Source organism: Desulfobaculum xiamenense (assembly GCF_011927665.1).
Classification (GTDB): domain Bacteria; phylum Desulfobacterota; class Desulfovibrionia; order Desulfovibrionales; family Desulfovibrionaceae; genus Desulfobaculum; species Desulfobaculum xiamenense.
The window spans coordinates 1,578,549-1,604,943 of sequence record NZ_JAATJA010000001.1; the positions used below are offsets into that span (position 1 = coordinate 1,578,549).

Here is a 26,395-nt window from a genome sequence, read left to right on the forward strand (position 1 = left end):
ACAGGCTTTTTCCGACTCCACGCGCATCACCCCGATGAACAGGGGGAGTCCACATGCAGAACACAACGTTGCGCATCCTGCTCGCAAATCCGAACCCGAACGACACGGCGCTCATTTCGCAGGCACTCGCCGAAGCTGGATTTCGCTTCCATATCGAAACGGCTGCGAATGACGACGCGCTGCGTCGCATGCTAGGCGACGGCCCGGATCTGATCATCCGCCGGGACGCAGACGCGCCGCTACGAAACCTCATCCCGGCCACGATTCCCGTCATCGTCATATCGAACACGATGACCCACGAACGGGGCCGCGAGCTCGTCGAGTCCGGTGCCCACGACTACATGCACACGAGCGACATCGGGCGCCTTCCCGCCTCGGCGAGCCGCGCCCTGCGCGACGCAGCCCTGCGCCGCGCCAGCACCCAATCGCCGCTCGCCGACCACTTCGCGCAGGCGTACCGCCACAGCCTCGACGCCGTGGCCATGCTCGACATTGAGGAGCACGTGGTGGACATCAACGCCGCCTTCACGCGGCTGTTCGGATTCTCCATCGACGAGATGCGGGGCAGGCGGCTTTCGGACTGCATCATGCCGCAGGACAGGCGGGAGGAATTCATGTCCCTCACCGCACGGGTGCAGAACGGCGAAATGATTCGCCGCCGCACCACCCGCCTGCGCAAGGACGCAAGCCCGGTAGAGGTCATCGCCATCGGCGTCCCCGTGACGCTCGCCGACGGCAACCACGGCATCTGCGCCATCTACAGCGACATCTCGCCTCGGGAAAAGGCCATCCGCGCCCTGCGGCAGGCGGAATCGCGCTATCGAAGCTTCTTCATGGAGGCGGTGGAAGGGATGTTCATCTCCACACCGACGGGGCGATTCATGCTGGCCAATCCGGCGCTGGCGGAACTTCTGGGCTACGAATCAGTCAGCGCGGTCACGGACGGCATCCGCAACATCAGCCGCGAGGTCTATGCGGATGCGTCCCAGCGGGACCGGCTGCTGGAACTGCTTGGCAGGCACGGCGCGGTACGGGATTTCCGCACGCGGGTGGTCAGGCGGGACGGCACGGTGATCACCGTGCGCCAGAATGTACGCGAGGTTCGCGACGAGGACGGCGAACTGCTCTACTATCAGGGCACCATGGCCCTGACGCAGGGAGGATGATCCTCCAGTCCGCCGCCCCCGAACGCCCGCTCGTTTGGCTAGCTTTCACCCCGGTACTTGGTGTGGCAGTCCACGCACGCGCGCTTGACGCGATTGAGGTGCTGGTCCGCCTTCTTGGCGTCCTTGTCCGAGGCGATGCGCAGAAGCTTCTGCGCCTGCGCATTGAGGTACTCGGCCGCGGCCTGGAAGGACTGCGTGTCGGCCCCCTTGAAATACTTGTTTGACCCCTCGAAGGGGTAGGCGCTCTCGTGGCGATCGACGAAGACCAGCGGAATGAGCTGCGCCTTGGCCGAGACGGACAGGGCGGGGCTGACCACGCCGATCACGTCGCCCGATTCGATCTTGAGGCGGATGTCGCGCAAATCCGCGTTGAAGGAGCGCATGGCAAACTTGCGCGCCGCCACGATATCCTGCGGAGAACTCTTGCCCGGCATGAGCGCCGTCTGCGCAAAGAGCGCCGAGGCCGCAAGAGTCATCGACATGCAAAGGACAAGAATTGCTCCGGTTCTGCTACGCATGACCTCCCCCCGAGAACGACGGTTATGCCCACTCCCTCCGTCCCGAGGGACGCTCCGACGAAGCGGGCATGGTTTGGGACAATGCGGCAAGTGTAGCAGACCAGCGCTTTCATGCGCAACACGATTTGCGGACGTCTACTCGTCGTCCGCCCCGAGTAGCCTGTCCACCACCGCGCTCACGCTTTTGCGGTTGCGCTCCTGCATGTCGTCAACCTTCGAATACTGACGGCGATTGCGCGCGATGAGGTTCTCGGCTATGGACGCCACCAGATCGGGTTCGTCAGCCTCCACGGTGTCTGCCGCTGAAACGCGCAACGCCGCATCATCGGTCCCATGTGCAACGACATCCTGCGGACGACGCAAGGTGCCATTCGAGGCCGCCCCCACCGAGGGCAACAAGTCTTCGCAACGCCTCTTCATTCCAGCTCCTTCAGCGTCGCCCAAAAGCCCCGCCAGCCGGGAATGCGCGACGCTTGACGGCTTTACGCCATCGGCTTAAGTCTTAAGATTGGTAAGGTCTCGCCCTTTTCGGCAGTTCCGACTCCAAGAGGGGCCTGCCTCTCGCGGTTCCGCCCGCATGACGCACCCGGCGGTAATCCACCCATTCGCCCAAAAGAGAAGCATCCGAACGCATGAGCACCCAGAAGAAGTCCGCGGATAACACCTTCATCGACCGCATAAGCGCCCTGTACCTGAAACTTCTCGAAGAGAAGCAGGACGAGGGAGAAGCCCTGCGCAGCATCACCGCCTTCATCAACAAGGCACTCAAGAAGGTCGGCCTGAGCCTCGCCGCGGACAAGCTGGAGGAGCGCACGCAGAAGATCGCGAAGTTGGCCGTGGCCCGCGCCCAGAAGGCGCAGGCCGAAATGGAGCGGCGCTTCTGGCTCATGGACGTGAAGGTAGGCAAGGCCGGAAGCGGCTACACCATTTCCTTCCTGCCCGAGGTGCGCATCCGCAACACGCCGGAAAACAGGGACAAGTGGGAGAACTTCCTCGAAACCCTCGCCCCCAAGACGCGCATGGGCGCGGACCCGAAGACCGGCACCATCGCCATCCTCTACCGCGAAGGCGAATGGCTCGGCAACCTCATGCTCGCCGACGACGTTCGCTCTCTCCACATCCAGGACGACATCCACACCGTCAACGGCGACCTCATCGCGCGCGGCGCGCGCGTGGTCAACGCCGCGTTCACAGCCTCGCTCACCGTGAAGGGCGATCTGCACATCCACCACGAGCTGCTGAGACAGGACCCGCCGCCGCTGGTCATCGAGGGCGGGCTGAGCCTCTACGGCGTGAAGTCTCCGCTGGGGACTCCCTTCACGCCTGAACAGCTCATCAAGTGGGGACTTCGCGCTGGGCACCGCCTGAGCATCCGCAACGACATCTTTGTGCTCACCCCGCACGAGGGGGCCACCCAAAGCTGGGAACTGGCCGGCGAAAACGTGCTCAGCACATACATCTGGCAGACGGGCCAATGGCGGCTGGTGCGGCGCGAACGCATCGACGCCGCAGCCTTCGACCAGATTCACGCCCGCCTGAGCCGCATCTGTCTGATGCTCGGCCTCGGGGCGGACTTCGTGGCCAAGAGCGTCTCCCGCACGCAGGAGAACATCGACAAGATCGCCTTCTATCTCGACCTGGCGCGCACCCAAATGGTCAAGCCCCCCGCGCCGGACGACCCCGCGCTGGCTGCCGCGGCGAGCCTCATCGACAAGCTCGCCCGTGTGCGCGCGCCGTTCTCCGCCCCGATGATCAACGCGGACACCGTGTCCGCCGCCATCTCCGAGATCACGGACGAGGAAGTCACCGCTGCAGGGGAACTTGCCTCGCGCCCGCGCCACAAGATCAACGAAAAACTCATCCAGAACGACCTCAAGTACATCACACATCTTATCGACGAGGATACCGACGCCAACGACCTGCTCGCCGACGGCCTAACCACGGCGCGCTTTCTCCACGTGACCTTCCGCTCGGACGACTCGCGCGCCAACCTCGCCTCCGTGGCGGGCAACATTCCCGACCTTTTCAATGGCCTCGCCGAACAGCTCTCCGCTTGCCAGCGCATCTCCTTCGAGCGCTTCCTCGAAGCGCCGGGAGCAGCTCTCACCCACCTGCGCAAGCTTCTCGCGAAGGATGCCGACGCCATCGCAAACCTCGACCGCATCGAAAACGAGGTGCGCATCCTCAAGCAGACGCGCCCCAAGGAACTCATCCGCAAGGTCGTGAGCGTCCCCTTCACCGTCGAAGACAAGGACTTCGCGGACGACAAGGCCCTTCTCAACGAACTCTTCGCCATGCAGAAGGCCGAGCTCAAGGACCTGCCCTTCGACGCAGAACGCATGGTTGACCTACTCATCCCGCGCCTGTCGAGCTACGCCCGCGAACGGCTCGACATTATCCGCGCTGCATGGAAGGGCCGCCCGGACCCGAAGCGCCCCATGAGCTCCGCCATCGCCGAACAACTGCGCGAGCTTGCCCCCGGCGAACTCATGCCCGCGCTGCGCCGCCTCATGTTGCTCGTGCTCGAAACCGTCCGCCGCTACAACGCGCTAAGCGTCAGCCCCGCCTCCGACGCCGAACACGGCGGCAAGCAGGTGCGCGCCGCGCTGCCAGCCGACGTGGTCATGAACATCCGCGGACGTCTCGGGCGCGCCTGTCTGGCTCTCGGCGTCGGCCGCTCGTTCATCGACGACTACGCCGACGCGCTTGTCGGCAACCTGCTGAAGCTCGAATACTTCCTGCGCATCGTCCTTGGAGAGGCCGACGCGAAGAACGAATGCCTGCTCGACGACTCGGGACGCGAACTGACGCGCGAGGTCCTCAAGCGCTTCGAGACCATCCGCAACGCCGCCGAGAGCGGCACCGTGGGCGACGACCTGCACGAGGCCCTGAAGTTCCTGAAGGACGAACGCCTCGCCGAACTCGGGATGGTGCTCACCCGCCCCCGGCATCTCGTGGACGTCGAGACCCTGCGCAACGACGTCGCCACACTGCGCCAGCTTTCGGAGTCGTGTCTGACCATCGACAAGGTCTTCGCCTCGCCGGGGCGCTTCCTGCTGTTCATGAATTCCTGCGTGGAATCGAAGGAAATGAAGCGCACCGTGTCCACGTTCCTCAAACCGGTCTATTTCGCCATTGCGGAGCTTGCCAAGAGCAGCGAATCCCTCGCCAATCTCTCGCTCAACGACGTCTTGCGCACGAGCTGCACGGTGGAGGAAGCCATGTCCCGCTTCGGCGACGAGGGCGATCCTGAAGCGCGCAAGAAGCTCGCCGCTGGCCTCAAGCAGATATGCAGCAAGGGCATTGCGGACATCATCTCCCACATGCGAAAGACCCGCGTGGAGAATCCACCAGCGGAACTGGAGCGCGATCAGGAATTCGTGGCCTCGCTCATGGCCTTCGAAAACGCCCCGCTGGATGCCCTCGGCCTCGACACGCGCCGCACGGCCATCCTGCTGCTTTTAAGCCTCGACTCCTTCATCGCCGCCGAGCTCAAGCGCCGCTTCGAGAGCGGAGCGTTGGAAGGCAAGGACGCCAAGTCCATCATCAAGGCCCTGCGCGCGGACCTCGAATGGCGCTACGCCATCATCCGCGCCTACAACAAGCTCTCGACCCCCGCCCCCAAAAAACGCGTCTGAACACAAAGCCCCCGCCCGCCGCACATTTCCGAAGAACTCCCGCCCATTCGCCGGGCTGATCATTTATCTATTGTCTTTTTCCGGCATGTTATGCACATTATTCACAAACAAGGGATACCGGCCGCTCTCCGGAGGTGGACGCATGACCCCGATCCCGGACATTGCCGCACTCATCAACTCGATGACCATCGCCCTGCGCAGGATCATCCACGACGGACCGCCGGAAGACCAGCCCGAGGAGGGCTGGTGGGTGCTCGTCTGCGGGCGTGCCCTCAATCCGGACGACTTCGAACAGCGCGAACTCGCCCGCCGCGAACTGCGTGAAATGCTCGACGCGCACGGCCTCACCATGCGCGAATACATCTGGGTATGGGATAATACGGACACCGCGCAGGTCGTGGCCGGACGCCACGTGGAACGCCCCGCCGCCGATGACCACGCACGGGCGCTGGAACGCATGGGACTCAGAACACGCGTGGTTCCCCGCTTCAGGGACGTGTAGCGCACACGCCGCAACCGATCGCGCAACAGGAGGGCCTGCGAGCGTTGCGAATTCCCCACGCCTGCCTCGACATATCCGCCGGCATTCGCCGCCTCGTCTTCGACACGCGGGTCTTCGGCCTGCTCCTCGCCATCTGCATCGGCGTTCTTTCCGGCTACGGGGCCATTCTGTTCCATCACGTCCTGCAATGGGCGCAATACGTCTTCTACCAGCAACGGGGTGACATCCTCGGCTTCGCCGCCGCCATTCCGGGATGGCGTCTCGCGCTGACGCCCGCCCTCGGCGGGCTCATCGTCGGACTCGTCGTGCATTTCGGAGCCAGCGAGGCACGCGGGCACGGCGTTCCCGAGGTCATGACCGCCCTCGCCCTCAAGGGCGGACGCATCCGCAAGCGCGTGGCCCTCATCAAGATTCTGGCCTCGGCGGTGTGCATCGGCTCGGGCGGCTCGTCGGGGCGCGAAGGTCCCATGGTCCAGATCGGATCGAGCATCGGCTCCACCATCGGACAGTACTTCCGCGTTCCGGTCATGGAGCAGCGAACCATGGTCGGCTGCGGCGCGGCGGCGGGCATAGCCGCCACGTTCAACGCCCCCATCGCGGGCGTTCTGTTCGCGCTGGAGGTGCTGGTGGGCGACTTCGGGCTGGCCTCGTTCTCGCCGGTGGTGCTCTCCTCGGTGACGGCCACGGCCATCTCCCGCCACTACTGGGGCGACCTGCCCACCTTCCAACTCCCGCTCTACGAAATCCGCTCGCTGTGGGAATTCGGCATCTACCCGCTTCTGGGCATCTTCGCCGCGCTGTGCGCCGTGGCCTTCATCTCCACGCTCTACAAGGCCGAGGACCTGTTCGCGAAGCTCCCTCTGCCCAACTGGCTCAAGCCCGCCATCGGCGGTCTACTCCTCGGCGGCATCATCCTCCAGTGGCCCCACGCCTTCGGCGTCGGCTACGGCGGCATGAACATGGCCCTCACCGGCCAGCTTTCGGGACTCATGCTCCTCACGCTCATCGCGGTAAAAATCATGGCCACGTCATGCACCCTCGGCTCCGGCGGCTCGGGCGGCATCTTCGCGCCGTCGCTGTTCATCGGAGCCATGTGCGGCGGCTTCTTCGGCTGGGCCGCAGGCCAGCTCTTCCCCGCCGTGGCTGCACCGTCCGGCGCGTACGCGCTGGTGGGCATGGGGGCGGTGGTGGCGGGCACCACCCACGCGCCCATCACCGCCATCCTCATCATTTTCGAGATGACCGGCGACTACAAGATCATCCTGCCCATGATGATCACCTGCATCATCGCCACCCTCGTGGCCTCGTCGCTACGCGAAGGCTCCATCTACACCATCAAGCTACGCATGCGCGGCATCGACATCTCCGGCGGCATGGAACAGAACATCCTGCGCAACCTGCGGGTGGGGCGGTTCATGACCCCCAACCCGGCCATCATCCCGCAATCCATGCCGCTCATCGACATCATCGCCACATTCAGAAACGCCGACGTCTCCTACCTGCACGTCACCGATGCTGACGAAAACCTCACCGGCATCATCTCCTTCCGCGACATCCGCCCCATCATGCACGAGGAGGCCCTGCACCGCCTCGTCATCGCACAGGACGTCGCCACGCGCGACGTAGTCACCGTCCGCCCGGACGACAGCATTCAGTCTGCCCTGCGCGTCATGAGCACACACGGCATCTCGCAGTTGCCGGTGGTCCGCCACGGCGCGGACCGGCGCGTCATCGGCACCCTACGCCAGAAGGACGTCCTCGCCGCCTACGACAAGGCCGTCATCCGCCGCGAAATCGAAGATTCCTGACCGCTGCGCTCACGCTCCCGGCGCGGCCGCTACGCCCGGCCATGGCGGCCGCCTTCGGCGCATCGCGATACCATCCGGTCCCGCACGCCCGGTGCGTTTCGCGCGGCCCCCGCAGCCGCTCCAACCTCCGTCAACGACCACGGGCCGGGGCATTTCCCGCCCCGTGATGTCCGTGTAGACATTTTTGTTAAAACTCAAATTGATCAACTGACCAAACCCCCACTTTTTCCACCATGCTTGACAAAACAGTCAATTTGACCAATGAATATCCGTCCCGAAACGTTTTTTCATTTTCACAGTCGCGTCAAATCACGCACGAAAAAGCGCAGGGAAGCCGCGTCGCGCAAGGCCCGCCGCGCGTTGTCAGTCGATAAACCCCGAGCCGGAAGGTCCAATGTCCATCATCGAATTCAAGAACGTCCACAAATGGTATGACGACTTCCACGTCCTGAAGGGAATCAACGAAAAGGTCGACAAGGGCGAGGTGCTGGTCGTCTGCGGTCCCAGCGGCTCCGGCAAGAGCACACTCATCCGTTGCGTGAACCGGCTCGAAGACTACCAGAAAGGCACCATCACCTTCGAAGGCCGCGACCTCCACGACAAGAACGTCGACGTCAACGAACTGCGCACCGAAATCGGCATCGTGTTCCAGCAGTTCAACCTCTACCCCCACCTCACCGTTCTGAAAAACATCACGCTAGCGCCCACCAAGGTGCGCAAGATGCCGCAGGGCGAGGCCAACGACATCGCCCTTGCGCTCCTCGAACGCGTGGGGCTGGCCGATCAGGCCCACAAGTACCCGGCCGAGCTTTCCGGCGGCCAGCAGCAGCGCGTGGCCATCGCCCGCGCACTAGCCATGCGCCCCAAGGTCATGCTCTTCGACGAGCCAACCTCCGCCCTCGACCCGGAAATGATTGGCGAAGTGCTCAACGTCATGAAGGATCTGGCCCGCGACGGCATGACCATGGTCTGCGTGACCCACGAAATGGGCTTCGCGCGCGAGGTGGCCGACCGCGTGCTGTTCATGGATGGCGGCGAGGTCATCGAGCAGGGCGAACCCCTCACGTTCTTCGCCAATCCCACGCACGAGCGCACGCGGGCGTTCCTTCGGGAAATCCTGTAGCCGGACGCCCCACGCGCCGGCTGCCGTCCCTGTCGCATATTTTCCGCGGATCACCGCGGCAAACACCTACGCATGGAGGAAGAGAGATGCAGAAGAGGATTCTGGTTTCCGTACTGAGCCTGTGCCTGATACTTCTCGCCACCGCGGCCTTCGCCGGAAAGATCGAGGACATCCAGGCCCGAGGCAAGCTCATCTGCGGCGTGAAGGACGCCGTGGTGCCCTTCGGATTCGTGGACCCCGATAGCAAGCAGCTCGTGGGCATGGACGTGGACATCTGCCGCTACATCGCCAACAAGCTCGGCGTGGAGCTGGAACTGGCCCCCGTGACCTCCGCCACCCGGATTCCCATGCTGACGCAGGGTTCCATCGACATCGCCGCCGCTACCATGACCCACAAGTATTCCCGCGACGACGTCATCGACTTCTCCATCACCTACTTCATGGACGGCCAGAAGATCCTCGTGAAAAAGGGTTCCGGCATCGCCTCCGTGGCCGATCTGGCAGGAAAGAAGGTCGGCACCGCCAAGGGCTCCACCTCCGAGAAGAACATCAAGGCCGCCCAGCCCGACTGCACCGTCATCTCCTTCGAGGGCTACCCGCAGGCCTTCCTCGCCCTGAAGCAGGGCAAGGTCGCCGCCGTGACCACGGACTCCACCATCCTCCTCGGCCTCAAGGGTTCCGACCCGAACCCCGAGATGTGGGAGATCGCTGGCGACTACATCGCCGACGAGCCCTACGGTCTCGGCCTGCCCGAGAACGACTCCGACTTCCGCGACTTCGTGAACAAGTCCCTGGCCCAGATGTGGCTGTCCGGCGAGTACATGACCGTCTACAACAAGTGGTTCGGCCCCGACACCAACTACTACCTGCCCACCTCCTGGAAGATGGAAATCTGGCCCGGAGCCATGGAGTAGTCCTCCCCCAATCCGTGCCCAATGGGCCGGGACGCCCCACGCGCCCCGGCCCGCAATGAAAACCCTGCGGAAGGCCCACATTGAATTACGTATTCGACTGGAAGCTCGTCCTCACCGGCCAGTATGCGGACTGGATCATCGACGGGCTGATTCTCACCCTCAAGATTTCCTCCGTGTCCCTCATCCTGTCGCTCATCATGGGCACGGTGATCGCGGTGCTCCGGATGTCCGGCGTGCGCCCCCTCGTGTGGCTGAGCCTCGCCTACACCGAATTTTTCCGGAACACGCCGCTTCTGGTGCAGATCTACTTCTGGTATTTCGGCTCGGACCCGCTGTTCCCCCAGCCGGTCAAGGAATGGCTCTACGCGGGCGATTTCGAGTTTGCCTCCGGCGTCATCGCGCTCACGGTGTACACCTCGGCCTTCATCGCCGAGGAACTGCGCTCCGGCGTGTTCTCCATCCCCAGAACACAGCTTGAGGCGTCGCGCGCAACGGGGCTGTCCTTCATTCAGGCCCAGCTCTACGTCGTTCTGCCGCAGGCGTTTCGGATCATCGTTCCGCCGCTGATCTCCCAGTCGCTGAACCTCATCAAGAACTCGTCGCTGTGCATGACCATCGGCATCATGGAGCTGACCTACATGGCGCGGCAGATCGAGTCCTACACCTTCCGCGGCTTCGAAGCCTTCACGGTGTCCACGCTCATCTACCTGTGCATCTCCCTTGTGGTCTCGTTCGGCATCACGCAGTACAACCGCCACTTCCTGCGAACCATCAAGTACTAGAGAGCGAGACACATGAACTGGAACATCGTCTGGGACAATTTCGACTACTTCCTCATCGGGGCCTATCCCGAGGGTCCGCTGGGCGGGCTGGCCATGAGCATCCTCCTCGCCCTCGGCGGCATCTTCGGCGCGTTCTGGCTGGGGCTGGGCGCAGGACTGATGCGCATGTCGCGAAACGCGTGGGTGCGCATCCCGGCGCTCATCTACATCGAGATCATCCGCGGCATCCCACTGCTCATGCTCATCTTCTGGTTCTACTTCCTCGCGCCGGTCATCCTCGGGCACCCCGTGCCCTCGCTGCAAAGCTCGCTGGTGGCGTTCATCGTCTTCACCGGGGCCTACGTGGCGGAGATCGTGCGCGCGGGCGTCATGGCCCTGCCACGCGGCCAGATGGAAGCCGCACGCGGCACCGGGCTTTCCCATGCGCAGGCGCTGCGCCACGTCATTCTGCCGCAGGCGCTGCGCAACATGATTCCGTCCTTCGTCAACCAGTTCGTCAGCCTGACCAAGGACACATCCCTCGCCTCCATCATCGGCGTGCCGGAACTCATGCTCGCGGCCGATCAGGTCAACAACCGCGTGCTCGTCGCACCGATGGAGATATTCGTGACCATCCTCGTCATGTACTTCATCGTCTGCTACGTACTCACATCATTGAGCCGCAGGCTGGAGCGCAAGCTCGCGCGCTATCAGGCACGCGGCCGCTGAGCGCGACGCCCCACTACACGAACGCGAAAGCGCCGATGCGGAGACATCCGCACCGGCGCTTCATCGTTCACCCACCAGACGGGACACGCAGCAAGACGCACCATTTTCCGACCGATGCGAAGGATTTATCGCTCAAAGCCCGCGCAACAGGAACGTATGTGTCACATCTCCATACCGCACGACACACAGCCTCGACCATATGCATGATTTGACACATCCACATCGTCGCCATGCATTTTTCTAAAATGATGTTGCGGATACTGTGCACATGCGCTACAGGTAGCATTCATCGGCTGTTTCGAAGGTGCTACAACCACAGACACATGGCGGACGGCTTTCGTGCAACAGGCCAGCCCATTCTGAATACGGCGTAAAGGGTAATCCTCAGTTGAGGATTGCCCTTTTTGTTTGCCTACCGTCCAGCCTGCGGGAAGAACCATGGCCAAGACCAAAAAAGGACAGACGAAGATCACCGTGTACCCCGACTGGTGCAAGGCCTGCGGGCTGTGCGTCGCCTTCTGTCCCGGCAAGGTGCTGGAGCTGGACCCCGTGGCGGGGTGCGCGAAGGCCGTTCGGGAGGAGGACTGCATCAACTGCGGCTTCTGCGAACTCCACTGCCCGGACTTCGCCATCGTCGTCACCCCGAAGAAGGGTGCAACCGCGACCGAAGGAGGGGAAGAATGAGTTCGAAACGCAAGAACGGCAAGGGCCGGGAAATCTTTGCCCTCGGCGCGGAAGCGGTGGTCGAGGGAGCGCTTCTGGCGGGATGCAGCTACTACGGCGGCTACCCCATCACCCCGTCCTCGGAGATCATGGAAGGCATGGCCGCGCGGCTGCCGCTCACCGAAAGCGGCGTATTCATGCAGATGGAGGATGAGATAGCGAGCCTCGGCTCCGTCATCGGGGCCTCACTGGCCGGGCGCAAGGCCATGACCGCCACCTCCGGTCCGGGCTTCTCGCTGATGCAGGAACTCATCGGCTACGCGTGCATGGCCGAGGTGCCGCTGGTGCTGGTCAACGTGATGCGCGGCGGGCCGAGCACCGGCCTACCCACCAGCCCCGCGCAGGGCGACGTGCAGCAGGCGCGCTGGGGCACCCACGGTGACCACTCCATCATCGTGCTCTCGGCCTCGGACGTGCAGGAGTGCCTGCACATGACCGTACGGGCCTTCAACTTCGCGGAACGCTACCGCGTGCCGGTCATCCTGCTTCTCGACGAAGTCACGGCCCACACGCGCGAGAAGATCGTCATCCCCACCCCAGGCACGCTGGAGGTCATCGAGCGCCTGCAACCGTCCATGCCGCCGGAATGGTACAAGCCCTTCGAGGAAACCGTGCGCGGCGTGCCGCCCATGCCGCCCGTCGGCTCCGGCTACCGCTTCCACGTCACCGGTCTCACCCACGACGACAAGGGCTTCCCCACCGGCAAGCCTGACGAGATCGTGCAGGCCATCGAACGCCAGTTCCGCAAGATCGATCAGTTCTTCTTCGATATCCAGATCACGGACGACTACCACTGCGACGACGTGGAAACGCTGGTGGTGGCCTACGGCAGCGTGGCGCGCTCGGCGCAGTTGGCCGTGACGCAAGCGCGGCAGGAGGGCATCCGGGCCGGACTGCTCAAGCTCTCCACCCTGTTCCCCTTCCCCCGCGCGGCCCTCGAACGCCACCTGCGCACCTGCCACACCGTCATCGTCCCCGAGATGAACATGGGCCAGATGTCGCGCGAGGTGAAGCGCGTGAACAACGGCCGCGCCAAGGTCGTGACCATCAACCGCGTGGACGGCAGCATCATCACGCCATCCCAAATCCACGACAAACTGAGGAAGGGGTAGACCATGGCCGAAGTGACACAGCTCATCCACCACTACCTGCGCCACGACAAGAAGTTCCCCCATGTCTTCTGTCCCGGCTGCGGGCATGGCATCGTGCTCGGCTCCCTCATCCGCAGCGTCCACGCCCTATCCATCGCCAAGGACGACGTGGCCCTCGTGGCGGGCATCGGCTGCTCGGGCCGCATGGCCGTCTATGTGGACTTCAACACCGTCCACGCCGTGCACGGCCGCGCACTGACCATCGCCACGGGCATCAAAATGGCCCGGCCGGGCATGCACGTCATCGTCGTCATGGGTGACGGCGACGCCTTGTCCATCGGCGGCAACCACTTCATCCACGCCGCGCGGCGCAACATCGGGCTGACCGTGCTCGTGCTCAACAACTTCATCTACGGGATGACCGGCGGGCAGTGCTCGTCCACCACGCCAACCGAAAGTTGGACCACCACCTCGCCCTACGGCGCGCTGGAAAAGCCCTTCGACATCGTGAACATGGCCACGGCGGCGGGCGCGAACTTCGTGGCCCGCGGCACGGTGTTCCACGTCAAGACGCTTGACCGGCTTGTCCAGCAGGCCCTCACCCGCCGGGGCTTCAACGTGGTGGAAATCCTCACCCCCTGCCACACCCAGTTCGGACGCAAGAACGCCTTCAAGACCCCGGTGGACATGTACATGTGGCTCAAGAAGAACGCCGTCCCCCTCGAATCCTACGAAAAGCTCTCGCCGGAGACGGCCGCGAAGCGCATCCCCATCGGCATCTTCGCCGAACGCGACGAGCTCCCGCTGGAGGACCGCCACGCCGAAATGCGCCGCAAACTCGCCGGGGGGAAGGCATGAAGATGCAGTATCAGATCGACCGCTTCGAAATCTGCCTGTCCGGCCTCGGCGGGCAGGGCGTCATCACCCTCGGCAAGGTCATGGGGCAGGCGCTGGCCCTTGGGCACGGCTTTCACGTCACCCAGACCCAAAGCTACGGTCCCGAGGCGCGCGGCGGAGCCAGCCGCACAGACCTCGTGGTGAGTACCCATCCCATCAGCTACCCAAAGACCGAAAAGCTCGACCTGCTCGTGGCCCTCTCGCAGGAGGCGTGCAACAAGTACTTCCACCTGCTCAAGCCGCAGGCCGCACTTCTGGTCAACACCTCGCTGGTCAAGCAGGTGCCCACCAACCAGTACCTCGGCCTGCCGTTCACGGAGATGGCGCAGGACAAGCTGGGCCTCGTGCAGGCCATGAACACCATCGTACTCGGCGCGTGCACCTTCCTCTTGCCCTTCGCGCGGCGCAACATCATGAAGAAGACGCTTGCCGAGTCCCTGCCCGCAAAAATCGTGGACGTGAACATCAAGGCCTTCACCATGGGCTACCGCGCCGCCAATGCAACCTTCGGCGAACCGCCCGCAGTATGGACCCAGCCCGGCGGTGGCGAGTCCATGCGCGACACGGACCGCGACTAGCCCAACCGCATCGAACCACCCGAGGCCGGACGCCGCAGCGCGACGTTCGGCCTCGTCGCGTCGTCATCCCGGCCAAGGCGCTGCGCGCCCCGGCCTGCCACCTGTGTGCCGCCGCGTTTCCCTCGCGACCGAAAATCGCTGCGCATATCCATCGCCGCACCCGCAGCGTCTTGCATTTCGCATGCAATGGGTACACACTTCCCCGTCATGTTCTACGATATCCACACCCACGCATTCCATCCCAAGATAGCCGATAAGGTGCTGGCGCAGCTCGAAGGGCACTACGGCCTTCCGCCCGTGGGAACGGGCGTCGTCAGCGACCTGCTGACGCGCATCCGCCGGGCGGGCATCGACCGCGCAGTGGTCCACACCGCCGCGACAACGCCCGATCAGGTCATCCCAGCCAACAACTGGGCCATCGACCTCGCCACGCGCTACGAGGAAATCATCGCCTTCGGCAGCGTTCACCCGGGCTTCGACCGCTGGGAATGGGCGCTCGATCAGCTGGAGGCCGCAGGCATCCACGGCATCAAGCTCCACCCGGACTTTCAGGGCTACTGGCTGGACGACGCGGCCATGAAGCCCATCTTCGAGGCCATGGCGGGCCGGTTCACGGTCATGATCCATGTGGGCGACCGTCAGCCCCCGGGCCGCAATCCCTCGGACCCCTACAAGGTGCTGAACCTGCACCGCGAATTCCCGAAGCTGGACATCATCGCCGCGCACATGGGCGGATTCATGCACTGGCAGTGGGTGCTCGACGGGCTTGCCGGTTCCGACGTGTACATCGACACCTCCAGCACCCTGTGCCTCATCGACGACGCCACGCTCCACGAGATCGTGCGCCGCCACCCGCGCGAGCGCATCCTCTTCGGCAGCGACTACCCGCTCTTCGATCCCGGCGACGAAATGGAGCACCTGAAGACGCGCCTGTCGCTCACCTCGGGCGAGATGGACGAACTGCTCACCAACGCCCACGCCCTGCTCTGATCCCCGGCCGCCATCCGGCCAGTCCTTTCCGCCACAAAAAAACGGGCGCGACGGTTTCCCGCCGCGCCCGTTAAGGCTTCGCGTTACGCCCGAGCTAGCCGACGGCCAGCCCGAATCCGTCGGCCACGAACACCGTGGCCGCGAAGATCGGCGCGTAGAGCAGCATGGATATGAAGACCGTGGCCGAGGTCTCGGTCTCGCACGTCCTGTAGACCTGCGACAGGATGCACGCCGTGGCGGCGGTGGGCATGCCAGCCAGCAGAATGCCCATGAGCAGCATCTTTCCGCTCACCTCGAACAGGATGAGGAACGCAGCGGCAAGGATGGGCTGGATGATGATCTTCACGATGTTCACGGACAACACGTGACGCACCTTGAGTTCCATCTCCATACGGGCCACCAGCATGCCCACGGCGAACAGCGCGCAGGGAATGGAGGCCATGCCGAAGTTACGCATGGCGCTGGCCAAAAATTCCGGAATGGTCCACCCCGTCAGCGAAAAGCCGACACCCGCGAAGGCGGACAGGATGACTGGCGTACGAACCATGGACATGAACACGCGACCGGCCATGGCCTTGAGCGAGGCGCTGCCATGAGAGCGGTCGTACTCGAACTCCGCCACCACGAGCATGATGATCAGCGTGGGCACCAGCACGGCCAGCGTGGAAGCCACGTAGGCCTGCTTGCTGCCGTGGAACAGGGACAGCATGATCGGAAAGCCGAGATAGCCGCAGTTCGGATAGCTGGCCGAGGTGGACCGCAGGCAACTCTCGGTGTGATGCGCCTTGAACAGCATGCTCGAAATGACGAACATGATCACGTACGAGGCAATCATGGCCAGCGTGAAGCCAGCGATGAACCTACCCTGAAAGATTTCCGCGATGGGCGTGGTGGCCAGCGAGACGAAGATCAGCGCGGGGAAGCTGAAGTAATACACAAAATCGTTAAGGGCCGAAGCGGCACCGGCGGCGAGGATGTTCCGTCTCCGGGCGAACCAGCCCGCAAGGACCATGAGAAACAACGGCACCAGAGAGGAAACAACAATCATAAACATCTAGGGACTCCACGGGACGCCATCTGCGCCCCTTCCCGCACTGCGGGTTTCGAAAAAATTCGGCCCGGTCGACACATACCGACCGGGACCACTCGCGGAAGCGCTTCGCGCTCCGCACACATCGTCATTCATGCGCACGCTCACACCCGTGCGCGGGAGACGCCGCCCCACGGCGGCGGATGGCACTCCCATCCCATCGAAACGGCTTGGTTCACCAACACGGCTCGTCTCCAAAAGGAGAAAGGGAGACCGAAATCGGCCTCCCTTGTCTCGAAATACACAAAAGTTCAGGACTCAGGCACAAAGTGCATCGTCGCCACGGGTAAGGGCCCGGGCGAGTCTCGTGACGATGACCTCGGATTCCGCGCCGGGCATGGAACCCTTTCCAGCTCCCTGCCCTGCCACTACGAGGACCTGCATCCAAGGCTGCATGCGGGTAAGGGCCCGCTGGATGCCAGCGCCCTCTCCGGCCGCGTCCTGCACGTCGATCACGGCGGCGTCGTAGCGCATCATGCGTGCAAACATGACGGCCTCACGCGCGCCAGCGGCGCAGTCCGCATCGATCCGCCTTGCGGCGAGCCGTTCGGCCAGGGGGAAACGCAGTTTCCGTTCGTCTTCCACCACGAGAATGCGCATGCCTTTCTCTCCTGCACAGGGGGGTCACGCACCAAATACTGATTGATTGTTCAATCAAACCTCGGTGCGGAGAGGACCGTCTAGCACCGGACAATCTGGCTGTCCAGAAAAAAAACGTACCATGTGCGAATGTTGCGCCCACCATGGTACAGGGCGCAAAGGGGCGGACCGCGCCACGCCCGGTCCGCCCCTCACCGAAAATCGAAATATCACTAGATGTGACGAGCCAGAATGTCCTTGATCTTCTGCTCGTTGTGCTCTTCCTCAAGGATGAGCCTGCGGGCCTGCGCCAGCGATATCTTGGAGAGCAGCAGGTCGATGTCCACGGGCTTGAGCACGAAATCGAGAGCGCCGAGCTTCATGGCCTCCACGCCGAGTTCGATGGTGGCATGGCCGGAGAGGATGACGATCTGGACCTCGTCGTTGAGTTCCTTGATACGCCTTAGTGTCTCGATGCCGTCCATGCCCGGCATACGCAGGTCGAGGACCACGACGTCGAACACCTTGTGCTCGATTCTGTCGATGGCGTCGCCACCGCTGGTTACCGCCGTGACCGTGAGTCCGCGCAGTTGCATGCGCTCGGCCAGCGTGGTCACGAACTCCACATTGTCGTCGACGAGAAGGACTCTAGGCTGGGTCATGTGGCACTCCGGACGATTCGTGGTTCCTCCCGGCTAGGCCGGAATCGCCGCCGGAAAGGCGGCCTGATCTTCCAACGCGGCCCCGATCAGCGACAGCAACCTGTAGGCACGCGGGGCAAGACACTCGCACTCCGGGATCTCATGCCCGCCGCAACGCGCCTCGCCAAGCGAGATCACGCACAGCGTGGGCTGCAGGCCCCGCAGTCCCTTGACCATATCCGCCCGCCTGACACTTGGCATGTCCCCCGCGATAAGCGCCACGTCGTAGCGGATCATGCGGGCAAGGGTGAGCGCCTGCCGGGGATCTGCGGCCCCATCGACATGCACCCCCAACCGGGTCAGACGTTCGGCGAAGTCGGCGGCCAACGCCGCGTCTTCACCAACAACGAGCAGTCGCATCTATTCTAGTCTCCCTTCGCTTCAACGGAAAGAGCAAAAAGCGTCTCATGCGCACTGCATGCCCCGCCGCGAACCGGCGGACGGCATGCAACCCCTTACCCATGAGGTCGCAAGCATCACAACGCACCAATGGTACGAAGTCATGGTGCGTAGCATACCACATCCGTCGCGTCCATGGGGGGCGGCGAAACATGTGAGCTTGTGCGGAATTTCGCATGAAACGTTGTTCATCCGGACAGACGCGGACACTGCGTGGAGCGCCCCCGCCGAAAGATCGGCCGCTCGGCCGGATCGACGAAATCGCCCGTCACGCCGACGCATGCGGTGATGAAGGGATAAGAGAGGGACGTGATGAATGAAAACAAGCCCTGCGAAAACGGGCCAGAGAGGCGGCCAATCCCGACGGCGATGAAAAGTGATTTCCGGAGGGCCGTCGCGCACCACCGCTTCGGCCCTCCGGAATTCTCCCTTGTTGTCACGCCCGTCGAGAGGAGGTGATGAAATGACGGACGCAGTCTTCCTTCTTGATGGTCAGGGAGAGTCCCCGGTGATGCGGTGCCCTTGCAGCGCCGGGAAATTCGCGCACAACCGCGGCCACCGCCTGGCCACGCGTGCGTATGTCTGCCCGCTCGCCCTACCAGGCGGAACGGGAAAGGATATCGTTGATTTTCTCGTTGTTGTGGGCCTCTTCGAGGACCATGCGCTTGGCCTGCGCCACACGGATCTTCTCCACGAGGGTCGCCAGATCCACGGGCTTCTCCATGAAGTCGAGCGCTCCGAGCTTCATGGCCTCGACGGTGAGCTGCACCGTGGCGTGACCGGAAAGCAGGATGATCTGCAACTCGTCGTTCATTTCCTTGAGGCGCTTCAAGGTCTCGATGCCGTCCATGCCGGGCATCTGAAGATCAAGCACCACGGCGTCGTAACGGCGGGCTTCGGCTGCGGCGAGGGCCTGACCGCCATCGAACACGGCGGCGGCATTCATGCCTCTGGCCTGCATGCGCTCGGCCAGGGTCTCGACGAAGTCCTTGTTGTCGTCAACAAGCAGAACGTTCACATCGGCCATTGTCACACTCTCCTTACGTTTCGCTTCCGCACGCGATGCCGTGGCATCACGCCCCGATCGAAAGCCGCAGTTCCAGTCCAACTTCGGGGCCAGTCACAAGTTCCGCATTCAACATTTCAAGCAGCGGAGCGACATCAGGCACTTCCTGCGGGACCGTCCCCGCAAAGCCGATGCGCGCGCCACGTCCGACGGCGGCAACGGACACCCGAAGTGTCGCGCCGCTCCCGGCAACGGCCGTCGCCGCGTCAAGACACGCAAACAGCGTCTGCAACAGCGCAAAGGAGCTGGTGCTCAGCTCCACCCCACTCGTCGCGTCCACATCCACGGTGACACCACGCTGGGCAGCCAGCCGTGCGAAAAGGCCCACGGCGAGCTGCACATGCGCGTCGACATTCACCTCACACAGGAGGGTATCCACGCTGTGCGCAAAGGAATTGAGCCGCTTCACGGCCTCGTCGGCCTCGACGGTTCGCTGCTGGATGTCGGCGGCGAGCCCGGCCAACCGCGCGGGATCGACCTCCCGTCCGCGCGCCGACATGGCGAGCAAATCGGACAGCAGCCCGGCCTTCTCACGAATCGTCGCCAGATGATTCTTGAACTCGTGGGACGCGCTGGCAACCACCCTACCGAAGCAGGCCAGCCCGGTGTCAGAGCAACGATTCTCAGCAGACATCGCCTTCCACCTCCCGGCCGTCCAGGGCGGCCTGAATGCTTTCGAGCAGGACGCTCAGGCGCACGGGCTTCATGAGATACGCGCTGGCCCCGGCCTCGCGCCCGGCCACGCAGTCGTCGTGCGAACCGTGCCCGGTCAGGAAGATAAAACGCATCTGCGGATGCTCGCCGGAAATGACCTTCATGATATCGAGTCCGCTCATACCGGGCATTCTCATGTCCACCACGGCCAGATCGTAAATGTTTTCTCGGGACAGCCGAAGCGCCTCCTCACCGGACAGGGCATAGTCGGCGTCGATGCCCCGAAGTTCGAGGCGTTCGGCCAGTGTTTCCACCAGCTCGGCTTCGTCGTCAACAAGCAGTATCCGCACCTTGTCCTCCCTTACTTTTTCACCGGGAACACGATGGTGAAGGCAGTGCCCTCGCCCTCCGCGCTATCCACATGCATTTCCGCACCGAGCTTCTGAACGAGTCCGTAGGTGATGGACAGGCCAAGGCCCGTCCCCTTGTCCCCCTTGGTGGAGAAGAAGGGGTCGAAGATGCGCTTCATGTGCTCGGAATTGATGCCGCAGCCGTTGTCGGCGATGCGCACCGCCATGTGCGCCTCGTCCACGCTGGTGACCTCTATGTCCACTCTGCCGCCATCATCCACCGCCGCGAAGGCGTTGTTGATGATGTTCAGGAATATCTGCTGCAACTGCCCCCGATCGCTATCGATGGGCTTCACCTCGGGAGCGGTCCGCACGTCCACGGAAATGTTGCGGTACTGCGCCTCCTTTTCGAGGAAGCCCAGCACTTCGCGAATGATGGGTTCGAGATCCACGGTTTCGAGGCGCACGTCGATGTGCCGGGCAAAGCCGAGCAGCCTGTGCGTAATGGTGCCGCAGCGCTCCACGGACCCGAGGACGGCGTCGGCCAGTCCCACGAGGCGCTCGCGGTTGGCGGGCGTCAGATCGGGAAATGTCAGCAAATCCTTCATCAGTCCGGCCTTCTGGCTGATGACGGCAAGCGGGTTGTTTATCTCATGTGCGACGCCTGCGGCAAGGCGTCCGATGGACGCGAGCTTGTTGGCGTGTTCGGCGCGGTGCATGGCCACGGTGCGGCGCTGGTCCGCCTCCTGCACGCGGCGGACAAGGGTTGTCGCCACGCCGAGGACGACGATGACGATGATGGTGATGCTCAAGGCCGAAAAGCCGAACATCTGCACGCGCACGGCCCACCACGGATTCATGGCCATGCGGCTCTCGTTGACCAGCGAAAGGATGAAGGGCGAGCCTTTGATGTAGGCGTAGCCCATGAGCATGGGCGTGCCGTCCTCGGACTGGACCTGCACCACCTGCGTGGTCTCGGAATACGGGGGAACGGGATAGTGCGCCTGTTCGAGCACCGAACCGGAGCGCCGCGACGGCGTCTGGAGGAAGCCGTCGGAATTCATGATGAACACGTCGCCGCCGGGGCCAATATTGAGGGCCAGCAGCAGATCGTTGAAGCGCTGCGTGTCGAGCGTGGCACGCAGCACGTAGAAATCACCATTGGGCTGATCGTGGCGCACCGCCACGACCATGTGCGGAATGTCGCGGAATCCGCGAAAGACGGGGCTGATGTAGACACCACGGGCCAGCACCTGCCGGAACCAGTCCTGCCCGGAATAGTCGAGCCCCACAAGCTTGTGCGGACCGGCGTAGGCCTTCTGGATGCCGTCGGAACCGACGAAGCCGATGTCGGTGAAGCCGCCGAAGGTGGCCTTGAGGTCGCCGAGCACGGTGCCCAGACGCTCGCTATCGGCAAGCTCACCTCGAGAAAGATGGCGCACGGCGAATTCGAGGGCGGAGCGTCGCTCCTCCAGAAACGCCGCCACGGAACGGCGGCTGTTGGAGACGAGGCGCATGATGCGGTGCGAGTTCTCGGCCTTGGCCATGCTGCGGCTGATGCTGTAGTCCGTGAAGGACATGACCACCAACGGCAAAATGGAGACCACAAGCATGATCCCCACCACCATGGCCCACAGCCGTCGGTAGTTGAGAATGCCCTGATCGTCCGAGCCGCTGACCCAGAAATCCGGCTGCAATCGCTTGATCAACCTCAGCATTCGCTACACTCCCGCTTTCCCGCATCGGCGGAAGAGGCTCGCGGCCCCTTCCGCCGGATATTCGCCCGATATTCGCTAGGACGCACGCACCTTGTCGTACGCGCTCTTCACCGTGGAGGACAGCACGTCGATGTCCACGGGCTTCTGCAGGTAGGCGAAGGCGCCAAGGGCCATGCAGGTTTCGCGATCCCTGTCGGAGCCATGTCCGGTCAGGATGATGACCGCGACATTGGGATGGTCGCGCCGCACGCGGCGTAGCACCTCGATGCCGTCCATGCCGGGCATCTTGAGGTCGAGGATCATGACTTCCGGCTCCTCCTCCTGCAGGAGGTCCAGAGCCTGCTTGCCGTCGTACACCACTGCGGAACCCACGTCGCGCATGGTGAGGCGCTCCGAGAGGGTCTCGACGAACTCGCGCTCGTCATCGACCAGAAGCACCTTGCTCGGCAGGCTGAAGTCGGCCCGGCGGTAGATGTCCGCCTGATAAAAGTCCTTGCCCACACGGGTCACCACGTCCCGCACGCCCTTGACCGGCGACACGAGGCGCTTGAGTTCCTCTTCAAGGCGGGACAGCATGATCACGTTCTTATTGATGGTGAGTGAGACGACGCCATTCTTGGCCTCGACGCCCACACTGTGCCCTTCCTCGGCCAGCGCCAGTTCGACGCGCGCCGCGAGGGCGAAGTCCGTCACCGCCTGCGAGGACTGCGCCGTGGGCACCAGCACCGCGCGGCGAGCGTTGTCCACGATGAATTCCGCGGCCTGCTCCACGCTCTTCTTTCCCATGGGAACGACGACGTCGTAGAGGCTCTCGTCCCACGGATTTCCGCCGCAGACGTACTCCGTCCACGTGTACAGCGATTCGTCGGCCTTGTGAACAAGTCGCATGGCCTCCTCGGCATTGACGCCCTCTGTCGCGGTGGCCACGGACGCCCGGAAAGGCAGGTCCGCCGCAAGAAGCGCCCGCAGGAGGTGCGATATGGTGCGGGGAATGAGCAGCCCCGTCCAGCCGAAGAGCAGCAGGTCATCGCGGCGCAACTGTTCGGCCAGCGTGGCGCGCATGCAGGCCACGCTGCGCTCGCGTTCGTGGGTAAAGGAGTTGAACACGCTGGGCTTGCCGAAAAGCGTCCGGTGCAGGCGGGATTCGGCGATGCCGAAGCGCTCGGATGTGGCGGAGAGGATCTCCGCGTCACGCACCGCCGCAAGGCCCAACTCGGCGGCCACGAGGGCGGCGACCTCTTCGGACTTCACGTATGCCGCATTGAAGATGTCGATCACAGCCATGATGGGTCTCCTTTGCTAGTTGACCGGACAGGCCACGGTCAGGGGGCAATCCTTTTCAGCGGTCCCCTCGTGCGCCTTGGCATGAATGACGGGCAGGGCATCGGCCTGGGTGGCGTAGATGTTCTCCGCGCCGATGGACTCGTAAAGGTGCGTGCGCTTCATGACGGCCTGCACCTTCTCGTTCACGCCGGAGAAGGACACGCCGTAGCCGGCGCTGCGCAGGCGCTTGACGATGAGCGACAGCGCTTCCTCGCCGGAGGCGTCCATATCGGCGATGCCGTTGGCGACCACGTGGATGTGGCGCAGGTTCGGCTTGGTCTGGAGGATGTCCGTGATGCGGTCCTCAAGGTAGCTCGCATTGGCGAAGAACAGGGTGCCGTCGAAGCGGACCACCGCCACATGCTCGCACTCGCGCAGACCATGCACGGAGCAGTCGCGAAGCGCCTTGTCCGCAGACATGGACAGGCTGGCCACGGTGGGGCGCATGCTCTTGTAGAGGAACACGCCGAGCGAAAGCACCACGCCAACCATGATGCCCTTGTCCAGATGGGGGGCAAAGGCCAGCGTACACATGAAGGACAGAATGGAGATGGCGCCGTCGTACCACTGAGCCTTCCACGCGTGGACGAAGCCCTTCACGTTGAGCAGGCCGATGACTGCCATCATGATGACCGCCGCCAGCACGGACTGCGGCAGATGGTACAGAAGCGGCGTGAAGAACATGAGCACGATGACCACGACCAGCGAAGTGAACACGCTGGAGAGGCCCGTGGCCGCGCCGGAGGCGAGGTTGACCGCCGAGCGCGAGAAGGAGCCGGAGACCGGATAGCTCTTGCCAATGGCACCGAGCATATTGGCCAGTCCCTGACCGATGAGTTCCTGATTCGGGTCGAGGCGCTGGCCGGTCTTGGCGGCCATGGCCTTGGCGATGGAGATGGCTTCCATGAAGCCCAAAAGCGAAATGATGGCCGCAAAGGGCAGAAGCTGGAGCATCGCGCCGAGATCGAGATGCGGCACGGTGAGCGTGGGCAGGCCGCTCGGCACGGTGCCGACAACCGCTCCGCCGCCCATCATGGACAGGGCCTCGGTGTCGACGACCTTGTTGCCGATCTTCAGACGCCACACGCGGCCGTCGGCCTGTTCGGGATTCGGGGCCGTTCCGGCGAGATAGAAGGCCAGTCCGCCGTCCTCGGCCACGCCGTCGAACTTCATGCCGCGCAGCTTGGTGCGCCACAGGTGCGCCTTGCGCTTGAGGTCCTCTATGCGAATGTTGGTGACCTCAATGTCATGCTTGAGGTCGAGGGCGACGATGGAGTGCATACCCTGCGTCTCGACAGCATGGGCGTAGCGGGTGTTCAGATCCGTACGTGCCTCGCCGAGCTTGGGAATGGTGCTGGTGACCTCATTGAAGGCCACCACGGCTTCCACTGCCTCGGGTGAGCGGATGGCGTTGATGTCGGCCTTGGTGTTGTGCTCGAAGCCAAGCCCCCACGACAGAAGAGTGGTAACCACGACGGCCACAAGCACGTTTGGTGCCTTGGGTGCCATGCGCTTAAGGCCGATCATGATGACGAACGCCAAAACGCCCATGGCCAGTGTGGGCCAGTGGGTGTAATCCACGGCGGCCTGAACCACGCGGATGATGGTCTCGTAGTGGTGATCGGCCTTGTCCACGTACACGCCGAACAGCTTCGAAAGCTGGCTCGACGCGATGATGATGGCCGCGGCGTTGGTGAAGCCGTTGACCACCGGATGCGAAAGAAAATTCACCACAAGCCCGAGGCGCAGCGCGCCAAGCAGGAACTGGAAGAGGCCAACGCTGAAGGCGAGCAGGACCGCGTAGGCGATGAAGGCCTCGCTGCCCGCGGTAGCCAAAGGTTCCAACGAGGCAGCCGTCATCAGCGAGACCACGGCCACGGGGCCGGTGGCGAGCTGGCGGCTCGAACCGAACAGCGCCGCAACCAGCGGCGGCAGGAACGACGCGTAGAGACCATAGTACGCGGGCAGCCCGGCAAGCTGCGCGTAGGCCATGGACTGCGGGATGAGAACCAGCGCCACCGTGAGGCCGGACGTGAGATCGGCCCTCAACTGCTGCGCTCCATATCCCTTGATCCAGGACAGGAACGGAAAGATTCGGGTCAGCATGAACACCCTTCCATCGGTTGTGGTTTCAGCATGTTTTCGCAGGAAATCATAACATCACCATACAGCGAACGCACCGGAAACAGGTTGAGCATCTTAAAGCGCAACAGGCCGCAGATCATGGAGAACAGGATCAGGGCCTCCCGCTGCGCGGACACGTTCTGGCGGATGGAACCGTCGCGCACTCCCTTGCGCAGGGCGTCCACCAGAATATCCACGAAACAGTTGTAGATCGCTTCGACATCCTGCCGCAGACCGGGGTTCGTGCCCGCAAGATGATAGAGATGGGAGCGGAAAAGGAGTCTGAACTCCACGTGCATCTCCTCGGAGAGACGGAAGAACAGGGCGACAAGCTCCAGCACGGTCTCCAGCCCGCTACGATCCTCCTTGGCGGCCACCCCGTCCTCGACCCGTCCGACGATGGCATTCTTCACCTCTTCGAGAACACTGATGTAAATCTGTTCCTTGTTCTTGAAGTGGTGGAAGATCGTGCCTTCAGCCGCACCGGTGAGCCGGGACAACTCCGCTATGGACGTATCCTTGTAGCCTTTGGCTGCAAACAGTTCCGCGGCCGTCTCCAGTATCTTGCGCTTGTACGACATGCATTCTCCTACCCGAGTGCTCACTCGGTTTTCCCGAGTATCCACTCGGCACTTCTCTCCCTTATGTTCTCGATTTCACATTGTCAAGCGCAGCATATATATGAGTGAATACTTTTATTTGTACAATAACACGCCGTATTCATTCGATAAATTGGAAAACGAATTTCCACTACGCAAGGAGTGACGCCCACGGTGTCAGGCACGACGCGGGTTCCCGGCGGCATCCCCGAAAGTTCAATGTTCGGCATTCCCATACATTTTGTGACTTTTTCCCCAAGCTTGTGCATTGACTTGACGCATGTACCGGACATCGCATCATTCCTAAAAACGGTCATCCGGAAGACACTTCCCATGGAAAATGTCTGCATTGCG

The 26,395-nt window shown here is 63.1% G+C and carries 26 protein-coding genes; 13 read left to right on the forward strand and 13 right to left on the reverse strand.

Annotated elements, in window-relative coordinates; translation table 11 throughout:
* Positions 1-53: 53 nt before the first annotated feature.
* Entirely contained in the window at positions 54-1,166 is a 1,113-nt protein-coding gene (locus tag GGQ74_RS07180) for a PAS domain-containing response regulator (protein WP_167940805.1), read from the forward strand.
* 38 nt (positions 1,167-1,204) lie between these two features.
* On the opposite strand, the gene GGQ74_RS07185 is transcribed toward GGQ74_RS07180, so the two are convergent.
* Both GGQ74_RS07185 and GGQ74_RS07190 read right to left on the reverse strand, forming a co-directional pair.
* A complete protein-coding gene (locus GGQ74_RS07185; protein WP_167940806.1) occupies positions 1,205-1,648 on the reverse strand; it encodes a cytochrome c in 444 nt (147 codons plus the stop codon).
* A gap of 171 nt (positions 1,649-1,819) precedes the next feature.
* Positions 1,820-2,104 carry a hypothetical protein gene (locus tag GGQ74_RS07190; protein ID WP_167940807.1) on the reverse strand — a complete coding sequence of 95 codons (285 nt, stop codon included), beginning with the start codon at positions 2,102-2,104 and terminating at the stop codon, positions 1,820-1,822.
* A 212-nt stretch (positions 2,105-2,316) separates the two neighbouring features.
* On the opposite strand from GGQ74_RS07190, the gene GGQ74_RS07195 reads away from it, so the two are divergent.
* The 12 genes from GGQ74_RS07195 to GGQ74_RS07250 all read left to right on the forward strand — a co-directional run bounded on the left by GGQ74_RS07195 (position 2,317) and on the right by GGQ74_RS07250 (position 15,438).
* Positions 2,317-5,322: a hypothetical protein gene (locus tag GGQ74_RS07195; RefSeq protein WP_167940808.1), complete on the forward strand. Its 3,006-nt coding sequence runs from the start codon at positions 2,317-2,319 to the stop codon at positions 5,320-5,322.
* Positions 5,323-5,464: 142 nt separating this feature from the next.
* On the forward strand, positions 5,465-5,824 hold the full coding sequence (locus GGQ74_RS07200) for a hypothetical protein (RefSeq protein WP_167940809.1): 360 nt from the start codon (positions 5,465-5,467) through the stop codon (positions 5,822-5,824).
* Between the two features lie 44 nt (positions 5,825-5,868).
* Positions 5,869-7,632 carry a chloride channel protein gene (locus GGQ74_RS07205; RefSeq protein ID WP_209280081.1) on the forward strand — a complete coding sequence of 588 codons (1,764 nt, stop codon included), beginning with the start codon at positions 5,869-5,871 and terminating at the stop codon, positions 7,630-7,632.
* A 394-nt stretch (positions 7,633-8,026) separates the two neighbouring features.
* The gene (locus GGQ74_RS07210) at positions 8,027-8,755 is read left to right on the forward strand and encodes an amino acid ABC transporter ATP-binding protein (RefSeq protein WP_167940810.1); all 729 of its coding nucleotides are present in this window, start codon (positions 8,027-8,029) and stop codon (positions 8,753-8,755) included.
* Positions 8,756-8,841: 86 nt separating this feature from the next.
* Positions 8,842-9,669 carry an ABC transporter substrate-binding protein gene (locus tag GGQ74_RS07215; RefSeq protein ID WP_167940811.1) on the forward strand — a complete coding sequence of 276 codons (828 nt, stop codon included), beginning with the start codon at positions 8,842-8,844 and terminating at the stop codon, positions 9,667-9,669.
* 80 nt (positions 9,670-9,749) lie between these two features.
* A complete protein-coding gene (locus tag GGQ74_RS07220) occupies positions 9,750-10,451 on the forward strand; it encodes an amino acid ABC transporter permease (RefSeq protein WP_167940812.1) in 702 nt (233 codons plus the stop codon).
* Positions 10,452-10,463: 12 nt separating this feature from the next.
* Entirely contained in the window at positions 10,464-11,159 is a 696-nt protein-coding gene (locus GGQ74_RS07225; protein ID WP_167940813.1) for an amino acid ABC transporter permease, read from the forward strand.
* Between the two features lie 438 nt (positions 11,160-11,597).
* The gene (locus GGQ74_RS07230) at positions 11,598-11,843 is read left to right on the forward strand and encodes a 4Fe-4S dicluster domain-containing protein (RefSeq protein WP_167940814.1); all 246 of its coding nucleotides are present in this window, start codon (positions 11,598-11,600) and stop codon (positions 11,841-11,843) included.
* Positions 11,840-12,994, forward strand: a complete 1,155-nt coding sequence (locus GGQ74_RS07235; protein ID WP_167940815.1) for a 2-oxoacid:acceptor oxidoreductase subunit alpha — start codon at positions 11,840-11,842, stop codon at positions 12,992-12,994. Before GGQ74_RS07230 ends, GGQ74_RS07235 begins: the two co-directional genes overlap by 4 nt.
* Positions 12,995-12,997: 3 nt before the next feature.
* Positions 12,998-13,831 (forward strand): 2-oxoacid:ferredoxin oxidoreductase subunit beta, encoded by an 834-nt coding sequence (locus GGQ74_RS07240; protein WP_167940816.1) that lies wholly within the window; start codon positions 12,998-13,000, stop codon positions 13,829-13,831.
* Positions 13,828-14,448 (forward strand): 2-oxoacid:acceptor oxidoreductase family protein, encoded by a 621-nt coding sequence (locus GGQ74_RS07245; RefSeq protein WP_167940817.1) that lies wholly within the window; start codon positions 13,828-13,830, stop codon positions 14,446-14,448. The genes GGQ74_RS07240 and GGQ74_RS07245 overlap by 4 nt, the downstream gene beginning before the upstream one ends.
* 207 nt (positions 14,449-14,655) lie before the next feature.
* Positions 14,656-15,438 (forward strand): amidohydrolase family protein, encoded by a 783-nt coding sequence (locus GGQ74_RS07250; RefSeq protein ID WP_167941038.1) that lies wholly within the window; start codon positions 14,656-14,658, stop codon positions 15,436-15,438.
* 94 nt (positions 15,439-15,532) lie between these two features.
* On the opposite strand, the gene GGQ74_RS07255 is transcribed toward GGQ74_RS07250, so the two are convergent.
* From GGQ74_RS07255 to GGQ74_RS07305, 11 genes are all read right to left on the reverse strand, one after another.
* The gene (locus GGQ74_RS07255) at positions 15,533-16,492 is read right to left on the reverse strand and encodes an AEC family transporter (RefSeq protein ID WP_167940818.1); all 960 of its coding nucleotides are present in this window, start codon (positions 16,490-16,492) and stop codon (positions 15,533-15,535) included.
* A gap of 294 nt (positions 16,493-16,786) precedes the next feature.
* On the reverse strand, positions 16,787-17,128 hold the full coding sequence (locus tag GGQ74_RS07260; RefSeq protein ID WP_167940819.1) for a response regulator transcription factor: 342 nt from the start codon (positions 17,126-17,128) through the stop codon (positions 16,787-16,789).
* Positions 17,129-17,340: 212 nt separating this feature from the next.
* Positions 17,341-17,769 (reverse strand): response regulator, encoded by a 429-nt coding sequence (locus GGQ74_RS07265; RefSeq protein ID WP_167940820.1) that lies wholly within the window; start codon positions 17,767-17,769, stop codon positions 17,341-17,343.
* Between the two features lie 33 nt (positions 17,770-17,802).
* Positions 17,803-18,168 (reverse strand): response regulator, encoded by a 366-nt coding sequence (locus tag GGQ74_RS07270; RefSeq protein WP_167940821.1) that lies wholly within the window; start codon positions 18,166-18,168, stop codon positions 17,803-17,805.
* A 634-nt stretch (positions 18,169-18,802) separates the two neighbouring features.
* Positions 18,803-19,234: a response regulator gene (locus tag GGQ74_RS07275; protein WP_167940822.1), complete on the reverse strand. Its 432-nt coding sequence runs from the start codon at positions 19,232-19,234 to the stop codon at positions 18,803-18,805.
* A gap of 46 nt (positions 19,235-19,280) precedes the next feature.
* Positions 19,281-19,907 carry an ATP-binding protein gene (locus GGQ74_RS07280; RefSeq protein ID WP_167940823.1) on the reverse strand — a complete coding sequence of 209 codons (627 nt, stop codon included), beginning with the start codon at positions 19,905-19,907 and terminating at the stop codon, positions 19,281-19,283.
* Positions 19,897-20,277: a response regulator gene (locus tag GGQ74_RS07285; RefSeq protein WP_167940824.1), complete on the reverse strand. Its 381-nt coding sequence runs from the start codon at positions 20,275-20,277 to the stop codon at positions 19,897-19,899. Before GGQ74_RS07285 ends, GGQ74_RS07280 begins: the two co-directional genes overlap by 11 nt.
* Positions 20,278-20,288: 11 nt before the next feature.
* Positions 20,289-21,995 (reverse strand): sensor histidine kinase, encoded by a 1,707-nt coding sequence (locus GGQ74_RS07290; protein WP_245168138.1) that lies wholly within the window; start codon positions 21,993-21,995, stop codon positions 20,289-20,291.
* A gap of 75 nt (positions 21,996-22,070) precedes the next feature.
* Entirely contained in the window at positions 22,071-23,279 is a 1,209-nt protein-coding gene (locus GGQ74_RS07295) for a response regulator (protein ID WP_167940825.1), read from the reverse strand.
* Positions 23,280-23,294: 15 nt separating this feature from the next.
* Positions 23,295-25,424, reverse strand: coding sequence for a SulP family inorganic anion transporter (locus tag GGQ74_RS07300; RefSeq protein WP_167940826.1), 2,130 nt, complete (start codon positions 25,422-25,424; stop codon positions 23,295-23,297).
* On the reverse strand, positions 25,418-26,023 hold the full coding sequence (locus GGQ74_RS07305) for a TetR/AcrR family transcriptional regulator (RefSeq protein WP_167940827.1): 606 nt from the start codon (positions 26,021-26,023) through the stop codon (positions 25,418-25,420). The genes GGQ74_RS07300 and GGQ74_RS07305 overlap by 7 nt, the downstream gene beginning before the upstream one ends.
* Positions 26,024-26,395 lie beyond the last annotated feature (372 nt).

Bases quoted from the DNA above. Each gene is read 5' to 3' on its own strand.
- GGQ74_RS07180 (WP_167940805.1), top strand. From the start codon at position 54: ATGCAGAACACAACGTTGCGCATCCTGCTCGCAAATCCGAACCCGAAC.
- GGQ74_RS07185 (WP_167940806.1), bottom strand. From the start codon at position 1,648: ATGTCGATGACTCTTGCGGCCTCGGCGCTCTTTGCGCAGACGGCGCTC.
- GGQ74_RS07190 (WP_167940807.1), bottom strand. From the start codon at position 2,104: ATGAAGAGGCGTTGCGAAGACTTGTTGCCCTCGGTGGGGGCGGCCTCG.
- GGQ74_RS07195 (WP_167940808.1), top strand. From the start codon at position 2,317: ATGAGCACCCAGAAGAAGTCCGCGGATAACACCTTCATCGACCGCATA.
- GGQ74_RS07200 (WP_167940809.1), top strand. From the start codon at position 5,465: ATGACCCCGATCCCGGACATTGCCGCACTCATCAACTCGATGACCATC.
- GGQ74_RS07210 (WP_167940810.1), top strand. From the start codon at position 8,027: ATGTCCATCATCGAATTCAAGAACGTCCACAAATGGTATGACGACTTC.
- GGQ74_RS07215 (WP_167940811.1), top strand. From the start codon at position 8,842: ATGCAGAAGAGGATTCTGGTTTCCGTACTGAGCCTGTGCCTGATACTT.
- GGQ74_RS07225 (WP_167940813.1), top strand. From the start codon at position 10,464: ATGAACTGGAACATCGTCTGGGACAATTTCGACTACTTCCTCATCGGG.
- GGQ74_RS07230 (WP_167940814.1), top strand. From the start codon at position 11,598: ATGGCCAAGACCAAAAAAGGACAGACGAAGATCACCGTGTACCCCGAC.
- GGQ74_RS07235 (WP_167940815.1), top strand. From the start codon at position 11,840: ATGAGTTCGAAACGCAAGAACGGCAAGGGCCGGGAAATCTTTGCCCTC.
- GGQ74_RS07240 (WP_167940816.1), top strand. From the start codon at position 12,998: ATGGCCGAAGTGACACAGCTCATCCACCACTACCTGCGCCACGACAAG.
- GGQ74_RS07245 (WP_167940817.1), top strand. From the start codon at position 13,828: ATGAAGATGCAGTATCAGATCGACCGCTTCGAAATCTGCCTGTCCGGC.
- GGQ74_RS07250 (WP_167941038.1), top strand. From the start codon at position 14,656: ATGTTCTACGATATCCACACCCACGCATTCCATCCCAAGATAGCCGAT.
- GGQ74_RS07255 (WP_167940818.1), bottom strand. From the start codon at position 16,492: ATGTTTATGATTGTTGTTTCCTCTCTGGTGCCGTTGTTTCTCATGGTC.
- GGQ74_RS07260 (WP_167940819.1), bottom strand. From the start codon at position 17,128: ATGCGCATTCTCGTGGTGGAAGACGAACGGAAACTGCGTTTCCCCCTG.
- GGQ74_RS07265 (WP_167940820.1), bottom strand. From the start codon at position 17,769: ATGACCCAGCCTAGAGTCCTTCTCGTCGACGACAATGTGGAGTTCGTG.
- GGQ74_RS07270 (WP_167940821.1), bottom strand. From the start codon at position 18,168: ATGCGACTGCTCGTTGTTGGTGAAGACGCGGCGTTGGCCGCCGACTTC.
- GGQ74_RS07275 (WP_167940822.1), bottom strand. From the start codon at position 19,234: ATGGCCGATGTGAACGTTCTGCTTGTTGACGACAACAAGGACTTCGTC.
- GGQ74_RS07280 (WP_167940823.1), bottom strand. From the start codon at position 19,907: ATGTCTGCTGAGAATCGTTGCTCTGACACCGGGCTGGCCTGCTTCGGT.
- GGQ74_RS07290 (WP_245168138.1), bottom strand. From the start codon at position 21,995: ATGCTGAGGTTGATCAAGCGATTGCAGCCGGATTTCTGGGTCAGCGGC.
- GGQ74_RS07295 (WP_167940825.1), bottom strand. From the start codon at position 23,279: ATGGCTGTGATCGACATCTTCAATGCGGCATACGTGAAGTCCGAAGAG.
- GGQ74_RS07300 (WP_167940826.1), bottom strand. From the start codon at position 25,424: ATGCTGACCCGAATCTTTCCGTTCCTGTCCTGGATCAAGGGATATGGA.
- GGQ74_RS07305 (WP_167940827.1), bottom strand. From the start codon at position 26,023: ATGTCGTACAAGCGCAAGATACTGGAGACGGCCGCGGAACTGTTTGCA.